This window comes from Amorphoplanes digitatis (genome assembly GCF_014205335.1).
GTDB lineage: Bacteria > Actinomycetota > Actinomycetes > Mycobacteriales > Micromonosporaceae > Actinoplanes > Actinoplanes digitatus.
Map to the genome: position 1 here is coordinate 6,974,580 of NZ_JACHNH010000001.1, position 16,043 is coordinate 6,990,622.

General features: G+C 71.7%; 20 protein-coding genes. 9 read left to right on the forward strand and 11 right to left on the reverse strand.

The window, feature by feature from the left end; genetic code table 11:
• Window positions 1-22: 22 nt before the first annotated feature.
• The 3 genes from BJ971_RS30465 to BJ971_RS30475 all read left to right on the forward strand — a co-directional run bounded on the left by BJ971_RS30465 (window position 23) and on the right by BJ971_RS30475 (window position 1,884).
• The gene (locus BJ971_RS30465; protein ID WP_184996598.1) at window positions 23-469 is read left to right on the forward strand and encodes a hypothetical protein; all 447 of its coding nucleotides are present in this window, start codon (window positions 23-25) and stop codon (window positions 467-469) included.
• A gap of 32 nt (window positions 470-501) precedes the next feature.
• The gene (trpD, locus tag BJ971_RS30470; RefSeq protein ID WP_184996599.1) at window positions 502-1,566 is read left to right on the forward strand and encodes an anthranilate phosphoribosyltransferase; all 1,065 of its coding nucleotides are present in this window, start codon (window positions 502-504) and stop codon (window positions 1,564-1,566) included.
• Between the two features lie 111 nt (window positions 1,567-1,677).
• A complete protein-coding gene (locus BJ971_RS30475; RefSeq protein WP_184996600.1) occupies window positions 1,678-1,884 on the forward strand; it encodes a hypothetical protein in 207 nt (68 codons plus the stop codon).
• 92 nt (window positions 1,885-1,976) lie between these two features.
• Here the strand turns inward: BJ971_RS30475 and BJ971_RS30480 are convergent, their stop codons facing one another.
• Both BJ971_RS30480 and ctaC read right to left on the reverse strand, forming a co-directional pair.
• Window positions 1,977-2,408: a cytochrome c oxidase subunit 4 gene (locus BJ971_RS30480; protein WP_184996601.1), complete on the reverse strand. Its 432-nt coding sequence runs from the start codon at window positions 2,406-2,408 to the stop codon at window positions 1,977-1,979.
• Window positions 2,409-2,417: 9 nt separating this feature from the next.
• Window positions 2,418-3,284 carry an aa3-type cytochrome oxidase subunit II gene (gene ctaC, locus BJ971_RS30485; RefSeq protein ID WP_184996602.1) on the reverse strand — a complete coding sequence of 289 codons (867 nt, stop codon included), beginning with the start codon at window positions 3,282-3,284 and terminating at the stop codon, window positions 2,418-2,420.
• 238 nt (window positions 3,285-3,522) lie between these two features.
• Between ctaC and BJ971_RS30490 the strand changes: the two genes are divergently transcribed.
• Window positions 3,523-4,668, forward strand: coding sequence for a cysteine desulfurase family protein (locus BJ971_RS30490; RefSeq protein ID WP_184996603.1), 1,146 nt, complete (start codon window positions 3,523-3,525; stop codon window positions 4,666-4,668).
• Complete coding sequence (locus BJ971_RS30495) at window positions 4,665-4,877, forward strand: sulfurtransferase TusA family protein (protein ID WP_184996604.1); 213 nt, start codon at window positions 4,665-4,667, stop codon at window positions 4,875-4,877. Before BJ971_RS30490 ends, BJ971_RS30495 begins: the two co-directional genes overlap by 4 nt.
• Here BJ971_RS30495 and BJ971_RS30500 read toward each other — a convergent pair.
• From BJ971_RS30500 to BJ971_RS30515, 4 genes are all read right to left on the reverse strand, one after another.
• Window positions 4,853-5,365: a P-loop nucleotide/nucleoside kinase family protein gene (locus tag BJ971_RS30500; protein WP_184996605.1), complete on the reverse strand. Its 513-nt coding sequence runs from the start codon at window positions 5,363-5,365 to the stop codon at window positions 4,853-4,855. The genes BJ971_RS30495 and BJ971_RS30500 overlap by 25 nt on opposite strands.
• Before the next feature lie 6 nt (window positions 5,366-5,371).
• Entirely contained in the window at window positions 5,372-6,355 is a 984-nt protein-coding gene (locus tag BJ971_RS30505; protein WP_184996606.1) for a carbohydrate kinase family protein, read from the reverse strand.
• Window positions 6,356-6,486: 131 nt separating this feature from the next.
• Window positions 6,487-6,861: an iron-sulfur cluster insertion protein ErpA gene (erpA, locus tag BJ971_RS30510; RefSeq protein WP_184996607.1), complete on the reverse strand. Its 375-nt coding sequence runs from the start codon at window positions 6,859-6,861 to the stop codon at window positions 6,487-6,489.
• Between the two features lie 102 nt (window positions 6,862-6,963).
• The gene (locus BJ971_RS30515; protein ID WP_184996608.1) at window positions 6,964-8,112 is read right to left on the reverse strand and encodes a glycerate kinase family protein; all 1,149 of its coding nucleotides are present in this window, start codon (window positions 8,110-8,112) and stop codon (window positions 6,964-6,966) included.
• Between the two features lie 54 nt (window positions 8,113-8,166).
• Between BJ971_RS30515 and nadA the strand changes: the two genes are divergently transcribed.
• From nadA to BJ971_RS30530, 3 genes are all read left to right on the forward strand, one after another.
• On the forward strand, window positions 8,167-9,336 hold the full coding sequence (nadA, locus tag BJ971_RS30520; RefSeq protein ID WP_377885453.1) for a quinolinate synthase NadA: 1,170 nt from the start codon (window positions 8,167-8,169) through the stop codon (window positions 9,334-9,336).
• 215 nt (window positions 9,337-9,551) lie between these two features.
• Complete coding sequence (murA, locus tag BJ971_RS30525) at window positions 9,552-10,907, forward strand: UDP-N-acetylglucosamine 1-carboxyvinyltransferase (protein WP_184996610.1); 1,356 nt, start codon at window positions 9,552-9,554, stop codon at window positions 10,905-10,907.
• An 86-nt stretch (window positions 10,908-10,993) separates the two neighbouring features.
• Window positions 10,994-11,629 carry a DUF3043 domain-containing protein gene (locus BJ971_RS30530; protein ID WP_184996611.1) on the forward strand — a complete coding sequence of 212 codons (636 nt, stop codon included), beginning with the start codon at window positions 10,994-10,996 and terminating at the stop codon, window positions 11,627-11,629.
• A gap of 14 nt (window positions 11,630-11,643) precedes the next feature.
• On the opposite strand, the gene BJ971_RS30535 is transcribed toward BJ971_RS30530, so the two are convergent.
• Entirely contained in the window at window positions 11,644-11,952 is a 309-nt protein-coding gene (locus BJ971_RS30535; RefSeq protein ID WP_184996612.1) for an AzlD domain-containing protein, read from the reverse strand.
• Window positions 11,946-12,749, reverse strand: coding sequence for an AzlC family ABC transporter permease (locus BJ971_RS30540; RefSeq protein WP_184996613.1), 804 nt, complete (start codon window positions 12,747-12,749; stop codon window positions 11,946-11,948). Before BJ971_RS30540 ends, BJ971_RS30535 begins: the two co-directional genes overlap by 7 nt.
• Window positions 12,750-12,815: 66 nt before the next feature.
• On the opposite strand from BJ971_RS30540, the gene BJ971_RS30545 reads away from it, so the two are divergent.
• Window positions 12,816-13,373: a helix-turn-helix domain-containing protein gene (locus BJ971_RS30545; RefSeq protein ID WP_184996614.1), complete on the forward strand. Its 558-nt coding sequence runs from the start codon at window positions 12,816-12,818 to the stop codon at window positions 13,371-13,373.
• On the opposite strand, the gene BJ971_RS30550 is transcribed toward BJ971_RS30545, so the two are convergent.
• Genes BJ971_RS30550 through BJ971_RS30560 form a run of 3 tightly spaced genes read right to left on the reverse strand, consistent with a single transcriptional unit; the run spans window position 13,370 to window position 15,955 of the window.
• Complete coding sequence (locus BJ971_RS30550; RefSeq protein WP_184996615.1) at window positions 13,370-14,323, reverse strand: ABC transporter ATP-binding protein; 954 nt, start codon at window positions 14,321-14,323, stop codon at window positions 13,370-13,372. The two genes, BJ971_RS30545 and BJ971_RS30550, sit on opposite strands and share 4 nt — an antisense overlap.
• An 8-nt stretch (window positions 14,324-14,331) precedes the next feature.
• Window positions 14,332-15,132: an ABC transporter permease gene (locus tag BJ971_RS30555; protein WP_184996616.1), complete on the reverse strand. Its 801-nt coding sequence runs from the start codon at window positions 15,130-15,132 to the stop codon at window positions 14,332-14,334.
• Window positions 15,125-15,955 carry an ABC transporter permease gene (locus BJ971_RS30560; RefSeq protein WP_377885480.1) on the reverse strand — a complete coding sequence of 277 codons (831 nt, stop codon included), beginning with the start codon at window positions 15,953-15,955 and terminating at the stop codon, window positions 15,125-15,127. Before BJ971_RS30560 ends, BJ971_RS30555 begins: the two co-directional genes overlap by 8 nt.
• Window positions 15,956-16,043 lie beyond the last annotated feature (88 nt).

A 16,043-nucleotide genomic window follows, 5' to 3' on the forward strand; every position in this document is an offset into this window, starting at 1 on the left:
GAGCGTGGGAACCGGGGCACACATGAGCGACGACAACAAGCCGCAGCCGGACGAGTACACGGTCCTGCTGTACAGCGACGATCCCGCGGTCCGTGACCGGATCAGGCTGGCGATCGGCGTCCGCCCCGCCGCAGACCTCGCCGTGGAGTTCGTGGAGGCCTCCACCTGGGAGGAGTGCCGGAACCTGCTGGACACCTTCGAGGTCGACCTGATGGTCCTCGACGGCGAGGCGGCACCGGCCGGCGGCCTGGGCATCGCCCGCCAGACCAAGGACGAATACGCGGACCCGCCGCCGACCTGCGTGGTGATCGCCCGCGCGGCCGACCGCTGGCTGGCCGCCTTCGCACAGGTCGACGCGACCCTGGTGCACCCGCTCGACCCGGTGACCACCGGTCAGACCATCGCCGGCATGCTCCGTGGCCGCCGCAACGGCGTGATCCCGCTGGGCACCATGGGCAAGCTGGGCTGACACACCCCTCTCCCCCCGAAGGAGTGCCCACCATGGGCGCACGTACCTGGCCGAACCTGCTGAGCGCCCTGCTGCGGGCCGAGGAGTTGTCGGCGCAGGACACCGCCTGGGCCATGGGCGAGATCATGGCCGGCAACGCCACACCGGTGCAGGTCGCCGGCTTCGCCATCGCACTGCGGGCCAAGGGCGAGACGCCGACCGAGCTGGCCGGCCTGGTCGAGGCGATGCTGGCCAACGCGACGCCCGTCGACCTGCCGGAGACCGTGCGCGCGGACGCGATCGACGTGGTCGGCACCGGCGGCGACCGGGCACACACCGTCAACATCTCCACGATGGCCGCCATCGTCGTGGCCGCCGCCGGTGTGACCGTGGTCAAGCACGGCAACCGGGCCGCCTCCTCGGCCTGCGGCACCGCCGACCTGCTCGAGTTCTTCGGCATCCCGCTCGACCTCGGCCCGCAGGGCGTCGCGAGCACGGTCGCCGAGGCCGGGATCGGCTTCTGCTTCGCGGCCCGCTACCACCCGGGCATGCGGCACGCCGCGGTGACCCGGCGCGAGCTGGGCCACCCGACGTTCTTCAACGTGCTGGGCCCGCTGACCAACCCGGCCCGGCCCCGCGCGGCGGCGGTGGGCTGCTTCGACCAGCGGATGGCGCCGGTGATGGCCGAGGTGTTCGCGGCCCGGGGCGACTCGGCGCTGGTGATGCGCGGCGAGGACGGCCTTGACGAGTTCACCACGGCGGCACCCACCCGGGTGTGGCTGGTCCGCGAGGGCACGGTGACCGAATCCGTGGTGGACGCCGTCGACCTCGGCCTGCCTCGCAGCAAGGTGGGCGACCTGCGCGGCGGCGACGCGGCGTTCAACGCCGGCGCGGCGCTGCGGGTGTTCGCCGGCGAGCCGGGCCCGGTCCGCGACGCCGTCCTGGTCAACGCGGCCGCGGCGTTCGCGGCCCACGCCGGCTTCCCGGGCGGGTTCGCCGACACCATGCGCGCCGGCATCGCCCGGGCCGCGGAGACGGTGGATTCGGGCGCGGCGACGACGCTGCTGGACCGCTGGGTCGGTGCCGCACGAGCGGCCAAGGCCGCGGAATCGGTCTGATCTCAATTTTTTTCTGACACGCCGGGCGGGGTTCCCGCACCGGCTCCCCCAACATGACAACGTTTTAGTGACATTCGGGTATATCCACCTTCCGGCGAAGAGGAGCCACCCGTGGGAGAACGCGAACTGCGTTGCGTCATGTGCGACACCGAAATGCCATTCGAGACACCGCCCTGCGCCGACGGCCACGAAAAAGACTGCCCGGAGCTCATCTGCACCCGGTGCGGCGCCGCGGAGATCCTGGCACCGGTCACCATCCGCGTGCTGTTGTCCGCGGGCGGATCCCGGGTGGCACCGCAGCAACGCCGCGCTGCCTGACCCACCATCCCGCGGCCACCGGCCGCGACCACACACAACAGCAACGGCCCGCCTCCTCGAGGAGGCGGGCCGTTCGTGACTGTCTCAGCCGGTCAGTGCTCGGCCGGGTGCCGGGTGCCCGAGTAGTACTCGAACAGCATGCCGCAGGCACCGAAGATCACCATGATCAGGCCAACCAGGATCAGCCACCACATCCAGTACACCAGGCCCATGCCGGTGATCGCGGCCGCCAGCGCGATGCCGAACGGCCAGTAGCTGCCCGGGCTGAAGAAGCCGATCTCGCCGGCGCCCTCCGCGATCTCGCCGTCCTCGCGGTCCTCGGGGCGCAGGTCGATGCGGCGGGCGACGAACCAGAAGAAGCCGCCGCACATCGCGCAGAGCAGGCCGGAGAGGATCAGGGCGACGAAGCCGATCCACTCCACATCGTGGGTCGGGCTCACGCCGTGCGTCCACACGCCGTAGACGGCGGCCGCGCCGAAGAGGAAGACGGCGACGCCGGCGAAGATCTTGTATTCGGTCTTCAACTCGGGTCCCTACTTCCCTACCGCTGCGGGTGCGTCGTCTTGGTACCAGGACTTGCCGTGCCGGCGGGTGTCGATCGGCGACGTCCTGATGGCGAAGCGCTCGTCGCCGACGAAGCCGATGACTCCCATGGCCTCCTCGGTGGAGGCGCCGGCCACCTTGGCGGCAAGGAACCGGTCGTAACGCTCCGGCGAGACCACCACGAGCTCGAACTGCATGAAGGCGTGGTAGGTGCCGCAGAGCTCGGCGCAGCGGCCGATGTAGCGGCCCTCCTTGTCGAGGGTCACCTCGAAGACGTTGCGCACGTTGCCCGGGAACACGTCACGCTTGAAGAGCATCTCCGGCACCCAGAACGAGTGGATGACGTCCTTGCTGGTCTCCTCGAAGCGGATCTTCTTGCCGACGGGCAGCACCAGCAGCGGGATGACGTCGGTCGAGCCGAGCGTCGACGCCACCGTCTTCGCCTCGATGCCGGGCGCGTTCCGGTAGTTGAACTGCCAGTTCCACTTGAACCCGACGACCTCGACGGTGATGTCCGGCTTGGCCGACAGCCTGTCGACGTCGGTCTGCACGATCGCCGTGTAGTAGAAGAGCACCGCGACGATCAGCACCGGCGTGACCGTGTAGAGGATCTCCAACGGCATGTTGAACCGGGTCTGCACGGGCAGGGTGTCGCCGCGCTTGCGGTACCGCACGATGCACCAGAAGATCAGGCCCCAGACGAAGAACCCGACGACCAGCGCCGCGATCACCGAGGCGATCCACAGGTCATACATCCTGTGCGCCTGCGGGGTGATGCCGCCCTGCGGCCATCCGAAGCCGTCGAAAGCGCTTCCGATCCCGGTCAACGAACAGCCCGACAGCAGGGCCAGCAGCATGGCACCACCGACACCGAGCCCGGCTAGCCGTACGACGCGCGGCCGTGCGACCGAACTCCTTGAGACCACCTGCTCCTGCCTCCCTAGAGCACCGCCCGGTGCGAAATCCGGACACCGGCGGCAAGGTGTCACCGACGGTCGCACACTACTCGACCTGGCCCGGCCACCCGTTTACCGGGGGTCCGATCATCGAGGTACCCGCGCAACCACTGATCATGTGGACGATACCGTCCTGAAGATGGAATTCAGGGCTGTTCATGCCGGTGCGCCTACCTACCTCGACGCGGCGACCGCGGCACCCCTGCACCCCGTGGCCAGGCAGGCTCTGCTCGCCGCCCTCGAGGACGGCTGGGCCGACCCCGACCGGCTCTACGCCGCGGGCCGGCGTGCCCAACAGCTGCGGGAGGCGGCGCAGGCCACCGTCGCCGAGTGCCTCGGCGTACGCCCGGACGAGCTCACGTTCCTCTCCTCCGGCACCGCCGCGGCACACGCCGCGGTGCTGGGCGGGCTCGCGGGACGCGCGCGGGCGGGCCGCACGCTCGTGCATTCGGCCGTCGAGCACTCCGCGGTGCTGCACGCCGCGGCGCTGGGCGAGGCCGTGCCGGTCGGCGTCGACATCCTCGGGCGGATCGACCTGGACGCCTGGCGCGCCGCGGTCGCGGTGCCCGGGGTGGCGCTCGCCGCCCTGATCAGCGCCAGTCACGAGGTCGGCACCGCGCAGCCCGTCGCGGACGCGGCGCGGGCCTGCGCGGACGCCGGGGTACCGCTCTACGTCGACGCCGCACAGTCGATCGGGCGCCACCCGGTGCCGCCGGGCTGGTCGCTGCTGACGGCCAGCGCGCACAAGTGGGGCGGCCCGCCGGGCGTCGGCGTACTCGTGGTGCGCAAGGGTGTGAGATGGCGCTCGCCGTACCCGGGTGATGATCATCACCGGCCGCGGCCGGTCGGCGCGCTCGATCTGCCGGCCGTCGTCGCGGCCGCGGCGTCCCTGCGGGCCGTGCTGGCCGAGGCGCGCGACCAGGCCGCGCGGCTTTCCGGGCTGGTAGAGAAGATCAGGGCGACCGTCGCCGCGACCGTGCCCGATGTGGAGGTGGTCGGCGACCCCGTCGATCGGCTGCCGCACCTGGTCACCTTCTCCTGTCTGTACGTCGACGGCGAGGCGCTGCTGCACGCGCTGGACCGGCACGGCTTCGCGGTCTCCTCGGGCTCGTCGTGCACGGCCTCGACGCTGCGGCCCAGTCACGTGCTGGAGGCGATGGGCGTGCTCAGCCACGGCAACGTGCGGGTGTCGCTGCACCGGGACACCACCGAGGACGACGTCGACCGCTTCCTGGCGGTGCTCCCCGGGGTGGTCGCCGGGATCCGGAAGGAGGCGGGGATGTGATCGAGGTGGACTCCCGCGGCCGGCGCTGCCCGCTGCCGATCATCGACCTCGCGAAGCGGATGCCGTCCGTCGAGGTCGGCGCGGTGATCCGGGTGCTGGCGGACGACCCGGCGGCGGCCAACGACATCCCGGCCTGGTGCCGGATGAAGGGCCACGACTACCTGGGCAGCCCGGAGCCGGACGCCTACGAGGTGCGCAGGGTCAGGTAGTCGACGACCGGTTCCACCGGCTTGTCGGCCAGGAACGTGTCCACGACCAGCCGGGGTCCGGGATAGGGCTCGTACTCGGACTGGCGCTCCAGCACCCGCACCCAGTCGGGGATGCCGTCGTGTGCGCGGGCCGCGTAGCGGGCCTCGACCCGGCGGCGGTGCTCGGCGTCGTCGCCGCAGACCACCTCGACGACCCGGAGCGGGACGCCGAGGTGCTCCGCGAGCTCGGTCCAGAGCTGCCGGGCCGCCTTCACCGGGTTGACCGCGTCGATGATCACGTGGTGACCCATCCTGAGCTGGGTCTCGGCCAGCGCCGCCACCACCCCGTACGCGGCATGGCCGGGACGGGGCTCGGTGACGTCGTAGGCCTGCATCGTGAAGTCGACGGTGTCGACCGCGAGCACCGTGGCCGGCAGAACCGCCCCCACCTGCTGGGCGAGTGTGCTCTTTCCCACTCCCGGCAGACCGGCGAAGACGGCGAGGACCATCGGGGGCTAGACCGCGGCCGGCAGGTGCGGCTGGATCTCCGCGGCCGCCGCGTCGCCGTAGGAGTCGGCGAGGCGCTTCAGGAAGAAGTCCGGCTTCACGTCGTATTCCTGCGGGCCGACGGTCTCGAGGACCAGGGCCGCGACCAGCGAACCGACCTGCGCGGCACGCTCGAGGCCGACGCCCCAGCCCAGGGCGGCGAAGAAGCCGGCCCGGAAGCCGTCGCCGACGCCGGTCGGGTCCTCGGGGATGACGTCGCGGGCGACCGGCACGTGGATGCGCTCGATGTCGCGGCCGGTGATCTCGACGCCGTCCTTGCCCAGCGTGGTGACCCGGATCTTGACCTGCTCGAGGACCTGCTCGCCGGTCAGACCGGCCTTGGTCTCCAGCAGCGAGCGCTCGTAGTCGTTCGTCATCAGGTAGTCCGCGCCGCTGATCAGCGTCATCACGTCGCTGCCGTCCATGCGGGCGAGCTGCTGCGACGGGTCGGCGGCGAACGAGTAGCCGCGGGCCCGGCACTCCTGCGAGTGGCGGATCATGGCGGCCGGGTCGTTGGCGCTGACCAGCACCAGGTCGAGCCCGCCGGCGCGCGCGGCGACCGGCGCGAGCTCGATGTTGCGGGCCTCGCTCATCGCGCCGGCGTAGAACGACGCGATCTGGTTGAGGTCGTCGTCGGTGGTGCAGACGAAGCGTGCCGTGTGCGCGATCTCACTGACGTGCACAGAGTCGCAGTCGACGCCGTGGCGCTCGAGCCAGGACCGGTAGTCGGCGAAGTCCGCGCCGACCGCCCCGACCAGGATCGGGCTGAGGCCGAGCTTGCCCATCCCGTAGGCGATGTTCGACGCCACGCCGCCGCGCCGCACGACCAGGTCGTCGACCAGGAAGGAGAGCGAGACCTTGTGCAGCTGATCGGCGATGAGCTGTTCGGCGAACCTGCCGGGGAAGTGCATCAGGTGGTCTGTGGCGATCGAGCCGGTAACGGCGATCTTCATGTCGGCCCTCGAGGTCGGGTGCGATTACCGGGTGAGCCTACCGGCACCCGGCTCGGACGACATCCGCGCGTCATCTGGCGGACATGCGACAGGGCCGGCCCCGTAACCGGGTCCGGCCCTGTCGGTGACAATCAGTGGAACGAGTCGCCGCAGGCGCACGAGTTCTGCGCGTTCGGGTTGTCGATCGTGAAACCCTGCGCGTCGATGCGGTCGGCGAAGTCGATCGTGGCACCCGCCAGGTACGGCGCGCTCATCCGGTCGACGACCACCTCGACGCCGTCGAAGTCGGCGACGACGTCGCCGTCCAGCGACCGCTCGTCGAAGAAGAGCTGGTAACGCAGGCCCGAGCAGCCGCCGGGCTGCACGGCGATGCGCAGGCGCAGGTCGTCGCGACCTTCCTGCTCGATGAGGGCCTTGACCTTGACAGCCGCGACGTCGGTCAAAATGACGCCGGTCGGCGCGGCCGTGGTGGCCTCGGTCGACTCGGTGTGCGCTTCAGTGGTCACGTTGCGGTTCTCCCTGCCGGTCCGGGTATGTGCCGTACCGGCCAACGCTAACCCTGTTCGGGTGTATTCCCAATCGCTCTGGCCGAGATGTCTAACACCTGCTCAGCGGCTCCATTGCCGGGCGAGCCTCGCGCCGATCTCGCGCAGGCCCCGGGCGGGCTCGGCCAGCGCACGCTCCTCGGAGCCGAAATGATCCACGAGGGCGTATGTCTCGGTCACGCCGGCGGCGGCCGCCTCGCGGTGGCCGGTCTCGTTACGCCCCGCGACGACCACGCACGGCAGGCCCCGGTCGCGGGCACCGCCCGCGATGCCGGCCGCCACCTTGCCGCGCAGCGACTGATGGTCGAAGGACCCCTCGCCGGTGATCACCAGGTCGGCGGCGTCGAGCTGGGCCTCGAGGCCGATCAGGGTGGTGACCAGGGCGATGCCGGAGGTCACCCGGGCGCCGAGGGCGAGCAGGGCGGCGCCGATCCCGCCGGCCGCGCCCCCGCCGGGCAGCGTGCGGAGATCCCGGACGTCCAAGGCCCGCTCCAGTACGCCCGCGAAGTGATCGAGCGCGGCGTCGAGCCGGAGCACGTCCTCCCTGGTGGCGCCCTTCTGCGGTCCGTAGACGTTGCTGGCGCCGTGCAGCCCGGTCAGCGGGTTGTCGACGTCGGTCGCGGCCACCAGGCGCACCTGGCGCAGCCGGGGCCGGCCGCCGAGCCTGGCCGCGGTGATCAGCGGCGCGCCGCCGTACGGCAGGGCGTAGCCGCTCTCGTCGACCGGGGCCGCGCCGAGCGCGGCGAGCATCCCGGCGCCGGCGTCGTTGACCGCCGAGCCGCCCAGCCCCACCACGATCTCCGCGGCGCCGGCCTCGACCGCCGCGGCGAGCAGCAGGCCCAGGCCGTACGAGGTGGCGGCGTTGACGTCGCGCTCCGCCGGGGTCAGCAGGTGCAGGCCGCAGGCCTGCGCGCTCTCCACGTATGCCGTGGTGCCGGCCAGCAGGACCTCGCCGGTCGCCGGGCGGCCGAGTGGGTCGACGATCGTGACCGGCAGCCGTCGGCCGTCGAGCGCGGCGGCGAGCACCTCGACGAATCCCGGCCCGCCGTCGGAGAGCGGGCGCAGCACCGTCTCGTCGCCCGGCGCCGTCTCGTGCCAGCCCGCGGCGACGGCGGCGGCGGCCTCGGCGGCCGACAGCGTGCCGGCGAACTTGTCCGGGCAGATCAGTACGCGCACGCTGAGACGGTACGGGCCGCCGCGGCCGAGTGCCATAGGACACCCTTTCGACCCCCGACGGCGCGGCAACGGTATGGAAACATGGTTGCCGTGACGTCGACCTGGACCGAACCCGGAAACACCGCAACGGCGCTGCTGCTCCTCGGCCGCGGCACCGACCCCGCCAGCGAGCGCGGCGTCGACTGCCCCGGCGAGCTGCCGGCGCCGAGCGACCCCGATCTCGTCGCCCGCGCCACCGCGGCCAAGGCCGCGCTCGGCGACCGGGTCTTCGTGCTCGGCCACCACTACCAGCGCGACGAGGTCATCCAGTTCGCCGACGTCACGGGCGACTCGTTCAAGCTGGCCCGCGAGGCCGCGGCCCGGCCGGAGGCGGAGTTCATCGTCTTCTGCGGCGTGCACTTCATGGCCGAGAGCGCGGACATCCTCACCGGTCCCGACCAGCGCGTCGTGCTGCCCGACCTCGCGGCGGGCTGCTCGATGGCGGACATGGCCGTGCTCGGCCAGGTCGAGGCGGCCTGGGACGAGTTCACCGACCTGGGCATCGTGGGCGACGTGGTCCCGGTGACCTACATGAACTCCTCGGCCGACATCAAGGGCTTCGTCGGGCGCAACAACGGCGTCGTCTGCACCTCCTCCAACGCCGAGCGCGCACTGACCTGGGCCTTCGAGCGGGGCCAGAAGGTCTTCTTCCTGCCCGACCAGCACCTCGGCCGCAACACGGCGGTCCGGGAGATGGGCTTCGACCTCGACGACTGCGTGCTCTACGACCCGCACAAGCCGCACGGCGGGCTCACCCCCGAGCAGCTGCGCGACGCCAAGATGATCCTCTGGCGCGGGCACTGCTCGGTGCACGGCCGCTTCACCATCGACAGCGTCCGCGAGGTCCGCGAGCGGGTGCCCGGCGTCCGCGTGCTGGTGCACCCCGAGTGCAAGCACGAGGTCGTGCGCGCCGCCGACGAGGTGGGCTCCACCGAATACATCATCAAGGCCCTCGAAGCGGCTCCTGCCGGTTCGGCCTGGGCAATCGGCACCGAACTCAATCTCGTACGCCGAATGGCGCTCGCACATCCGGACAAACAGATCATGTTCCTCGACCGGACGGTGTGCTACTGCTCCACCATGAACCGCATCGATCTCCCGCACCTCGTGTGGGCGCTCGAAGAGCTCGTGGCGGGCCGGGTGCCGAACCAGATCACCGTCGACGCCGACACCGCGAAGCACGCCCGGTCGGCCCTCGACCAGATGCTCGCCCTCCCGTAACAAACTAACTCTGCGTAATCGGCGATGAGCCGTGCGCACGCCTGTACCTTTCTGTTGCCTTAATCATCAGCAATTCGTGCCGTCCTAGGCGTTGTCGCGATTTCTGCACTGGTCACTCAGGGCTATGCTGCCCGGGCGGCAGCCGCTGGTCCCCCACCGTCGGCTGCGTCCCTATCCGCATCGGGCGTGTCACTCGCCCGCCTCTGGAGGTTGCGTTGACCGACGACGTCCTGGCCGTACACGGCGGAGCGCCGCTGCACGGGCAGATCCGGGTCCGTGGCGCCAAGAACCTGGTTTCCAAGGCCATGGTGGCCGCCCTGCTGGGCGAGTCGCCGAGCCGGCTCTTCGACGTGCCGCGCATCCGGGACGTGGAGGTCGTCCGCGGCCTGCTCGGGCTGCACGGCGTCAAGGTCAGCGACGGCGCCGACGACGGCGAGCTCGTCATGGACCCCACGAACGTGGAGAGCGCCAGCAGCGACGAGATCAACGTGCACGCCGGCTCGAGCCGGATCCCGATCCTGTTCTGCGGCCCGCTGCTGCACCGGCTCGGCCACGCGTTCATCCCGGATCTGGGCGGCTGCCACATCGGGCCGCGCCCGATCGACTTCCACATCCAGGCGCTGCGCCAGTTCGGCGCCGTCGTGGACAAGACGCCCGAGGGCATGCACCTCACCGCGCCGAACGGGCTGCACGGCACCAAGCTCGAGCTGCCGTACCCGAGCGTGGGCGCCACCGAGCAGGTGCTGCTCACGGCGGTGCGCGCCGAGGGCGTCACCGAGCTGCGCAACGCGGCCATCGAGCCGGAGATCATGGACCTGATCTGCGTGCTCCAGAAGATGGGCGCCATCATCACCGTGCACACCGACCGGGTCATCGAGATCCTCGGCGTGCCGAAGCTGCACGGCTACAACCACAAGCCGATCCCGGACCGGATCGAGGCCGCGAGCTGGGCGGCGGCCGCGCTCGCCACCCGCGGCGAGATCGAGGTGCTCGGCGCGCAGCAGGCCGACATGATGACGTTCCTGAACGTCTTCCGCTCGATCGGCGGCGAGTTCGAGATCACCGACGCCCGGGTGGCCCGCACCGGCGTGACCGGCGTCGAGGGCGGCATCAAGTTCTGGCACCCGGGCGGCGAGCTCAACGCCGTCGCGCTGGAGACGGACGTGCACCCCGGCTTCATGACCGACTGGCAGCAGCCGCTGGTGGTCGCGCTGACGCAGGCCCGCGGCCTGTCGATCATGCACGAGACCGTGTACGAGCAGCGGCTTGGCTACACCGAGGCGCTGAACACCATGGGCGCCACGATCCAGGTCTACCGCGACTGCCTCGGCGGCACCCCGTGCCGCTTCGGCCGGCGCAACTTCAAGCACTCCGCGGTCATCGCGGGCCCGAGCAAGCTGCACGCCGCCGACCTGGTGATCCCGGACCTGCGGGCCGGCTTCAGCCACCTGATCGCGGCGCTGGCGGCCGAGGGCACCTCCCGGGTCTACGGGGTCGATCTGATCAACCGCGGCTACGAGGACTTCGAGGGCAAGCTCGCCGCCCTCGGCGCGCTCGTCGAACGGATCTAGTCCTTTCGTCTGCTTCTCACCGGAACCGCGCCGACAAACGTCGGCGCGGTTTCGGCTTTGTCGGGGCTCTTGGCTACTCTGCTGAGGTGCCCTCGCTGTTTCGCCGAAAGTCCGCCGACCTCGTCTCCGACGCCACCGCCACGGTGACCTCCGAGTCCGAGCAGTCGGCCGCGTCCAAGCCCAAGGCCTACACCCCTTCGAAGAAGGAGCTGGGCGTCGCCACGCCGAAGCGCACCAGCGCCCAGCGACGGCACGACACGGCGGCGGCCCCGGCCAACCGGCGCGAGGCCTACAAGCAGATGCGCGAGCGCCAGAAGGTGGAGCGCGCCGAGGCCTCGGCCGGCATGCGGGCCGGTGACGAGCGCTACCTGCTGGCCCGCGACCGCGGCCCGGAGCGCGCGCTGGTCCGCAACATCGTCGACTCCAAGCGCACGGCGGGCACCTGGTTCTTCGCCGGCGCGATCGTCGTCTTCGTCGGCTCGACCGCGGCCATGCCGCAGCAGGTCCGGCTCGGCGCCAACCTGCTCTGGGCGATCCTGGCCATCGCGGTGGTCGTCGACAGCGTGCTGATCTCCCGCAAGGTCAAGAGCCTGGTCTCGACCCGCTTCCCGGACTCCACACAGCGGATGGGCTCGCTCTACCTCTACGGCATCATGCGCGGGCTGACGTTCCGCCGCATGCGCGTGCCGAAGCCTCAGGTGGAGCTGGGCGCCAAGATCTGATCCGCGCGCGCCGGTCACTCCACGCCGGCGAGGCGCAGCAGCGCGGCCGTTGCCGCGGCGGCGAGCACCACCACGACGAACGGCGCGCGGCGCCAGGCGAGCAGCGCCCCGGCGGCGACCCCCGCCGGGCGGGCGATGCCCGCGAACGCCGCACCCTCCGTCAGGGCCGCCGTCGCCGCCAGCGCCGCCAGCAGCGAGGCCGCCGCCATCGGGAGCAGGCGCTGGAGGTGGTCGGAGAGTTCGAGCCGGTCGCGCAGCAGGACGCCGCTGAGCCGCATCGTGTAGGTGCCAACGGCCAGGGTCAGGATCGCGGCGATCAGCACGACGCCTCCTCGGTCTCGACGCGCCGCCCGGCCTGCCCAGGCAGCCCAGCCTCCCCGGGCAGCTCAGCCTCCCCGGGCAGCTCAGCCTCGCCGGGCAGCCCGGCCGCCCCGGCCTGCGCAGGCACGGCGCGGCGGCGCGGTAGGAACACCGCGCCGAGGCCCAGCAGCGCGCACAGCACGGGCAGCCCCGCCGGCAGCACCGGTGTCAGCGCCACCGCCACCGCCGCGCCGGCCAGCGCCGCCACCCGGGTGTCGCGGTCGCGCAGCGACGGCAGGATCAGCGCGATCAGCCCCGCCGGGAACGCCGCGTCCAGGCCGAGCGACGCCGGGTCGCCCGCCGCACCGCCGAGCCAGACGCCCAGCGCGGTGCCGAGGTTCCACGACGTGAACAGCGTGCCGCCGATCAGCCAGTACGTGCGGCGGCGCCGGGCCGGGTCCTGCTCGGCGAGCGTGAACGCCACCACCTCGTCGGTCATCAGGTGGCTGCCGATCAGCCGGTCACGTAGGCGTGGGCCGACGGTGGCCGACACCGCCAGGCCGAACGGCAGGTGGCGGGCGTTCAGCAGCAGGCCCGCGAGGACGGCGGCGAGCGGGTTGCCCGCCGCGATCAGCCCCACCGCGAGGAACTGCGCGCCGCCCGCGAACACCGCCGTCGACATCAGGAACGGGACCCAGGCCGGCAGCCCGTACGCGATCGTGATGGCCCCGAACGACGCGCCAACCGCGACCATCGCCGCCGCGATCGCGGCGGCGTCCCGCAGCAGGGCCCGATCCGGTGTTCGACTTGGCGTACGCATGGTTCAAAATAATGGACGACAGGCGTACCGTTCGTCAAACCGAACGACTCGATCGACGGAGTGAACATGTCGCAGCCCGCTCCCCCGCTGGCCACCATCGCCGCGGCACTGCGCCGCGAGCGCGAGCGCGTCGGCATCTCCCTGGCCGAGCTGGCCCGGCGGGCGGGCCTGGCCAAGTCGACGCTCTCCCAGCTGGAGTCCGGCACCGGCAACCCCAGCGTGGAGACGCTGTGGTCGCTCGGGGTCGCGCTGGGCGTGCCGTTCAGCCGCCTGGTCGAGCCGCCCGAGCCGCTGATCCGGGTGGTCCGGGCCGGCGAGGGTCCGCGGCTCCAGTCGGACCACGCCGACTTCTTCGCCACCCTGCTCGCCGCCGGCAGCACGCACGCCCGCCGCGACCTGTACGTGATGGAGCTCGAGCCGGGCGCCTCGCGGCAGGCCGACGCGCACCTGGCCGGCAGCATCGAGCACCTGGTCGTCGCGGCCGGGCGGCTGCGGACCGGCCCGGAGGGCGAGGAGATCGACCTCGGGCCGGGCGACTACGTGACCTTCCCCGGCGACATCCCGCACCGCTACGAGGCCCTCGAACCCGGCACCTGGGCGGTACTCGTGATGGAGCACCGTTAGGACGCGTACAGGCGGGCCACCACGTCCTCGATGTCCGGTTCGACAAGGGACAGATCCCGCAGCGAGGACAGCGCCGCCAGCCGGCCGACCACCGGCCCCGCGGTGTCGGCCACCAGGTCGAACGACGCCCGGTGGCCGTCCGCCTCCAGCGAGACGAGCGTCGCGCCCTCGACCGTGAAGCCCGGCGGCAGCGGCGCGTCCAGGTCCGCGACGAGGCGGCGGCGGGAGCCGTACCGGGCGTGCAGGGCCTCGATCGTGCCGTCGTGCACGACCCGGCCGTGGTCGATGACCACCAGCCGCCGGCAGAGCCGCTCGATGTCGGCCAGGTCGTGCGTGGTCAGCACCAGCGTGACGTCGCCGGCGGCGCCCAGCTCGGCCAGGAACGAGCGGACCGCCTGCTTGCTCACCACGTCCAGCCCGATCGTCGGCTCGTCCAGGAACAGCACCTCCGGCCCGTGCAGCAGCGCCGCGGTGAGCTCGCCGCGCATCCGCTGGCCCAGGGAGAGCTGCCGGACCGGCGTGTCCAGGAAGCCGTCCAGGTCCAGCAGCGCCACGCAGCGGCGCAGCCGGTCCGCGTGCTCGACCGCCGGCACCCGGTAGATGTGCCGGAGCAGGCGGAACGACTCGCGCAGCGGCAGATCCCACCAGAGCTGAGAACGCTGCCCGAAGACCACCCCGATGCGCAGCGCCAGCCGCGTGCGCTGCGGCACCGGCCGCAGCCCGCAGACCGACACGTCGCCCGAGGACGGGGTGAGCACGCCGGTCAGCATCTTCAGCGTCGTCGACTTGCCCGCGCCGTTGGGGCCGATGTAGCCGACCATCTCGCCGCGCTCGATGCGCAGGTCGATGCCGTCGACGGCGGCGACGGTGCGTTTCTCCCGGCGTACCCGGCCCGCCTTGACCCGCACGACGAAGTCCTTGCGCAGCTCACGCATCTCGATGACGGCCATGTTCCCCCTCACGATCCGGTGCTGCGGTAGTGCCGGATGCCGGTGCGCCAGACGGCCGCGGCGAGCCCGGCGGCGAGCAGCGCGACCACCGGGGAGGCGAAACCCGCCCAGGTCGGCAGCCCGAGCGGGTCGGCCCGGCCCAGCAGCGCCAGCGCCGGCTGGTACGCCACGAATCCGAACCCCAGCCCGTACGCGAAGACGGCCCGGAACCACCCCGAGTACACCGGCGTCGGGTACGCGGTGAAGTCCCGCCCGCCGTAGGTGAACGCGCTGCCGACCTCGCCGGAGTCGACCCACCAGAACGCCAGGCTGGCGCTGAGCACGAAGATCGAGGAGAAGAAGACCGCGCCGGCCAGCGGCGCCACCACCAGCAGCGCCACCCGCGCCGGTGTCCAGTCCACGTGGTTGATCCGCAGCGCGACGGCGAGCACCGCGAAGCTGAACGGCAGCCGCAGGGCCTTGCGCACCGGCAGATCCATCAGGATCAGCTGGACCAGCGCGCTCAGCGGCCGGACCAGGACCGCGTCCATCGTGCCGGTGCGCACGTAGGTCTTGAGCCGGTCGATGTTGCCGACGGCGAAGTCGGCGAGGGCGAACGCGCAGGACGACAGGCTGACGATCAGCACGCCCTCGGGCAGGGAGAAGCCGGCGACGGTCGTCGTGGCCTGGAAGATCACCACGACCGCGAACACGTCGAGCGCCGTACCCCCGATGTTGGTCACCATCTCCACGGCGAACGACGCCCGGTACGAGGTGACGGAGCGCCACTGCCCGCCCAGCAGCGCGGCGTACGCCCGCAGCTCAGCCACCCTGCGCCACCAGCCGGCGCTCGGCGCGGCGCTGCACCAGCACGCAGAGCGCGAGCAGCAGCGCGGCCCAGACCGCCTGCAACCCGACGAGCCCGAACTGCAGAGGCACCGGATCCCGCTCGACGAGCACGTCGAGCGGCGTCTGCATCAAACCTGGAAACGGCGTGGCGACCCACAACGTTACGGCCAGCCAACCGGGCAGGAAGCGCAGCGGGAAGTAGAGGCCGGCGAGCACGCCCGCGGCGAGCGTCCACAGCATGATCGGCCCCCGGGCGTCGTGCAGCCAGTACGCGGTGGCGTTGACCAGGAACCGCAGGCCCAGGCTGCCCACGACGGCGAGCAGCACCGAGAGCCCGAACAGCGGCACGGTGAACCAGCGGCCCGGCAGGTAGAGGTCGAAGAAGATCAGGCCGACGACGAGCGGCGGCACGAACCGGAAGACCATGCCGTGCAGGGCACGACCCAGGTCGGGGGCGAGGTAGCCGGTCACCGGATGGATCGGGCGCAACAGATCCGCGGTCACCTCACCCGTTCGGATCCGGTCGGACAACTCTGTCCAGCCCCAGAGTGAAACTACGGTGAGCAACCCCTGCCCGACCCAGACGAAAGTGGCCAGTTGGTCCGGGCGGTAACCTGCGGGCGTCCCGCCCACCGCGCCCGCCGCAACGGCGAGCAGGACGTAACAACGGAGGAACCCGAAGACGATGTTGGTGAACGATCCGGCTATCGTCGCCTGCCGGTAGGTGGCGTACCTCCGGAAACCCGACCATGAGAGAGCGCCGAAAGTAGTGCAGGTATCCCGGAACGGACGGCGTGGAGAGATCTGAGGCACCCTGGCGTCGAGCCCGTCCACGCCGTTAATCTCCTCTCACAACCCCCGCAGCGGAGCCGGGCGACTGTACCCGGTGCCC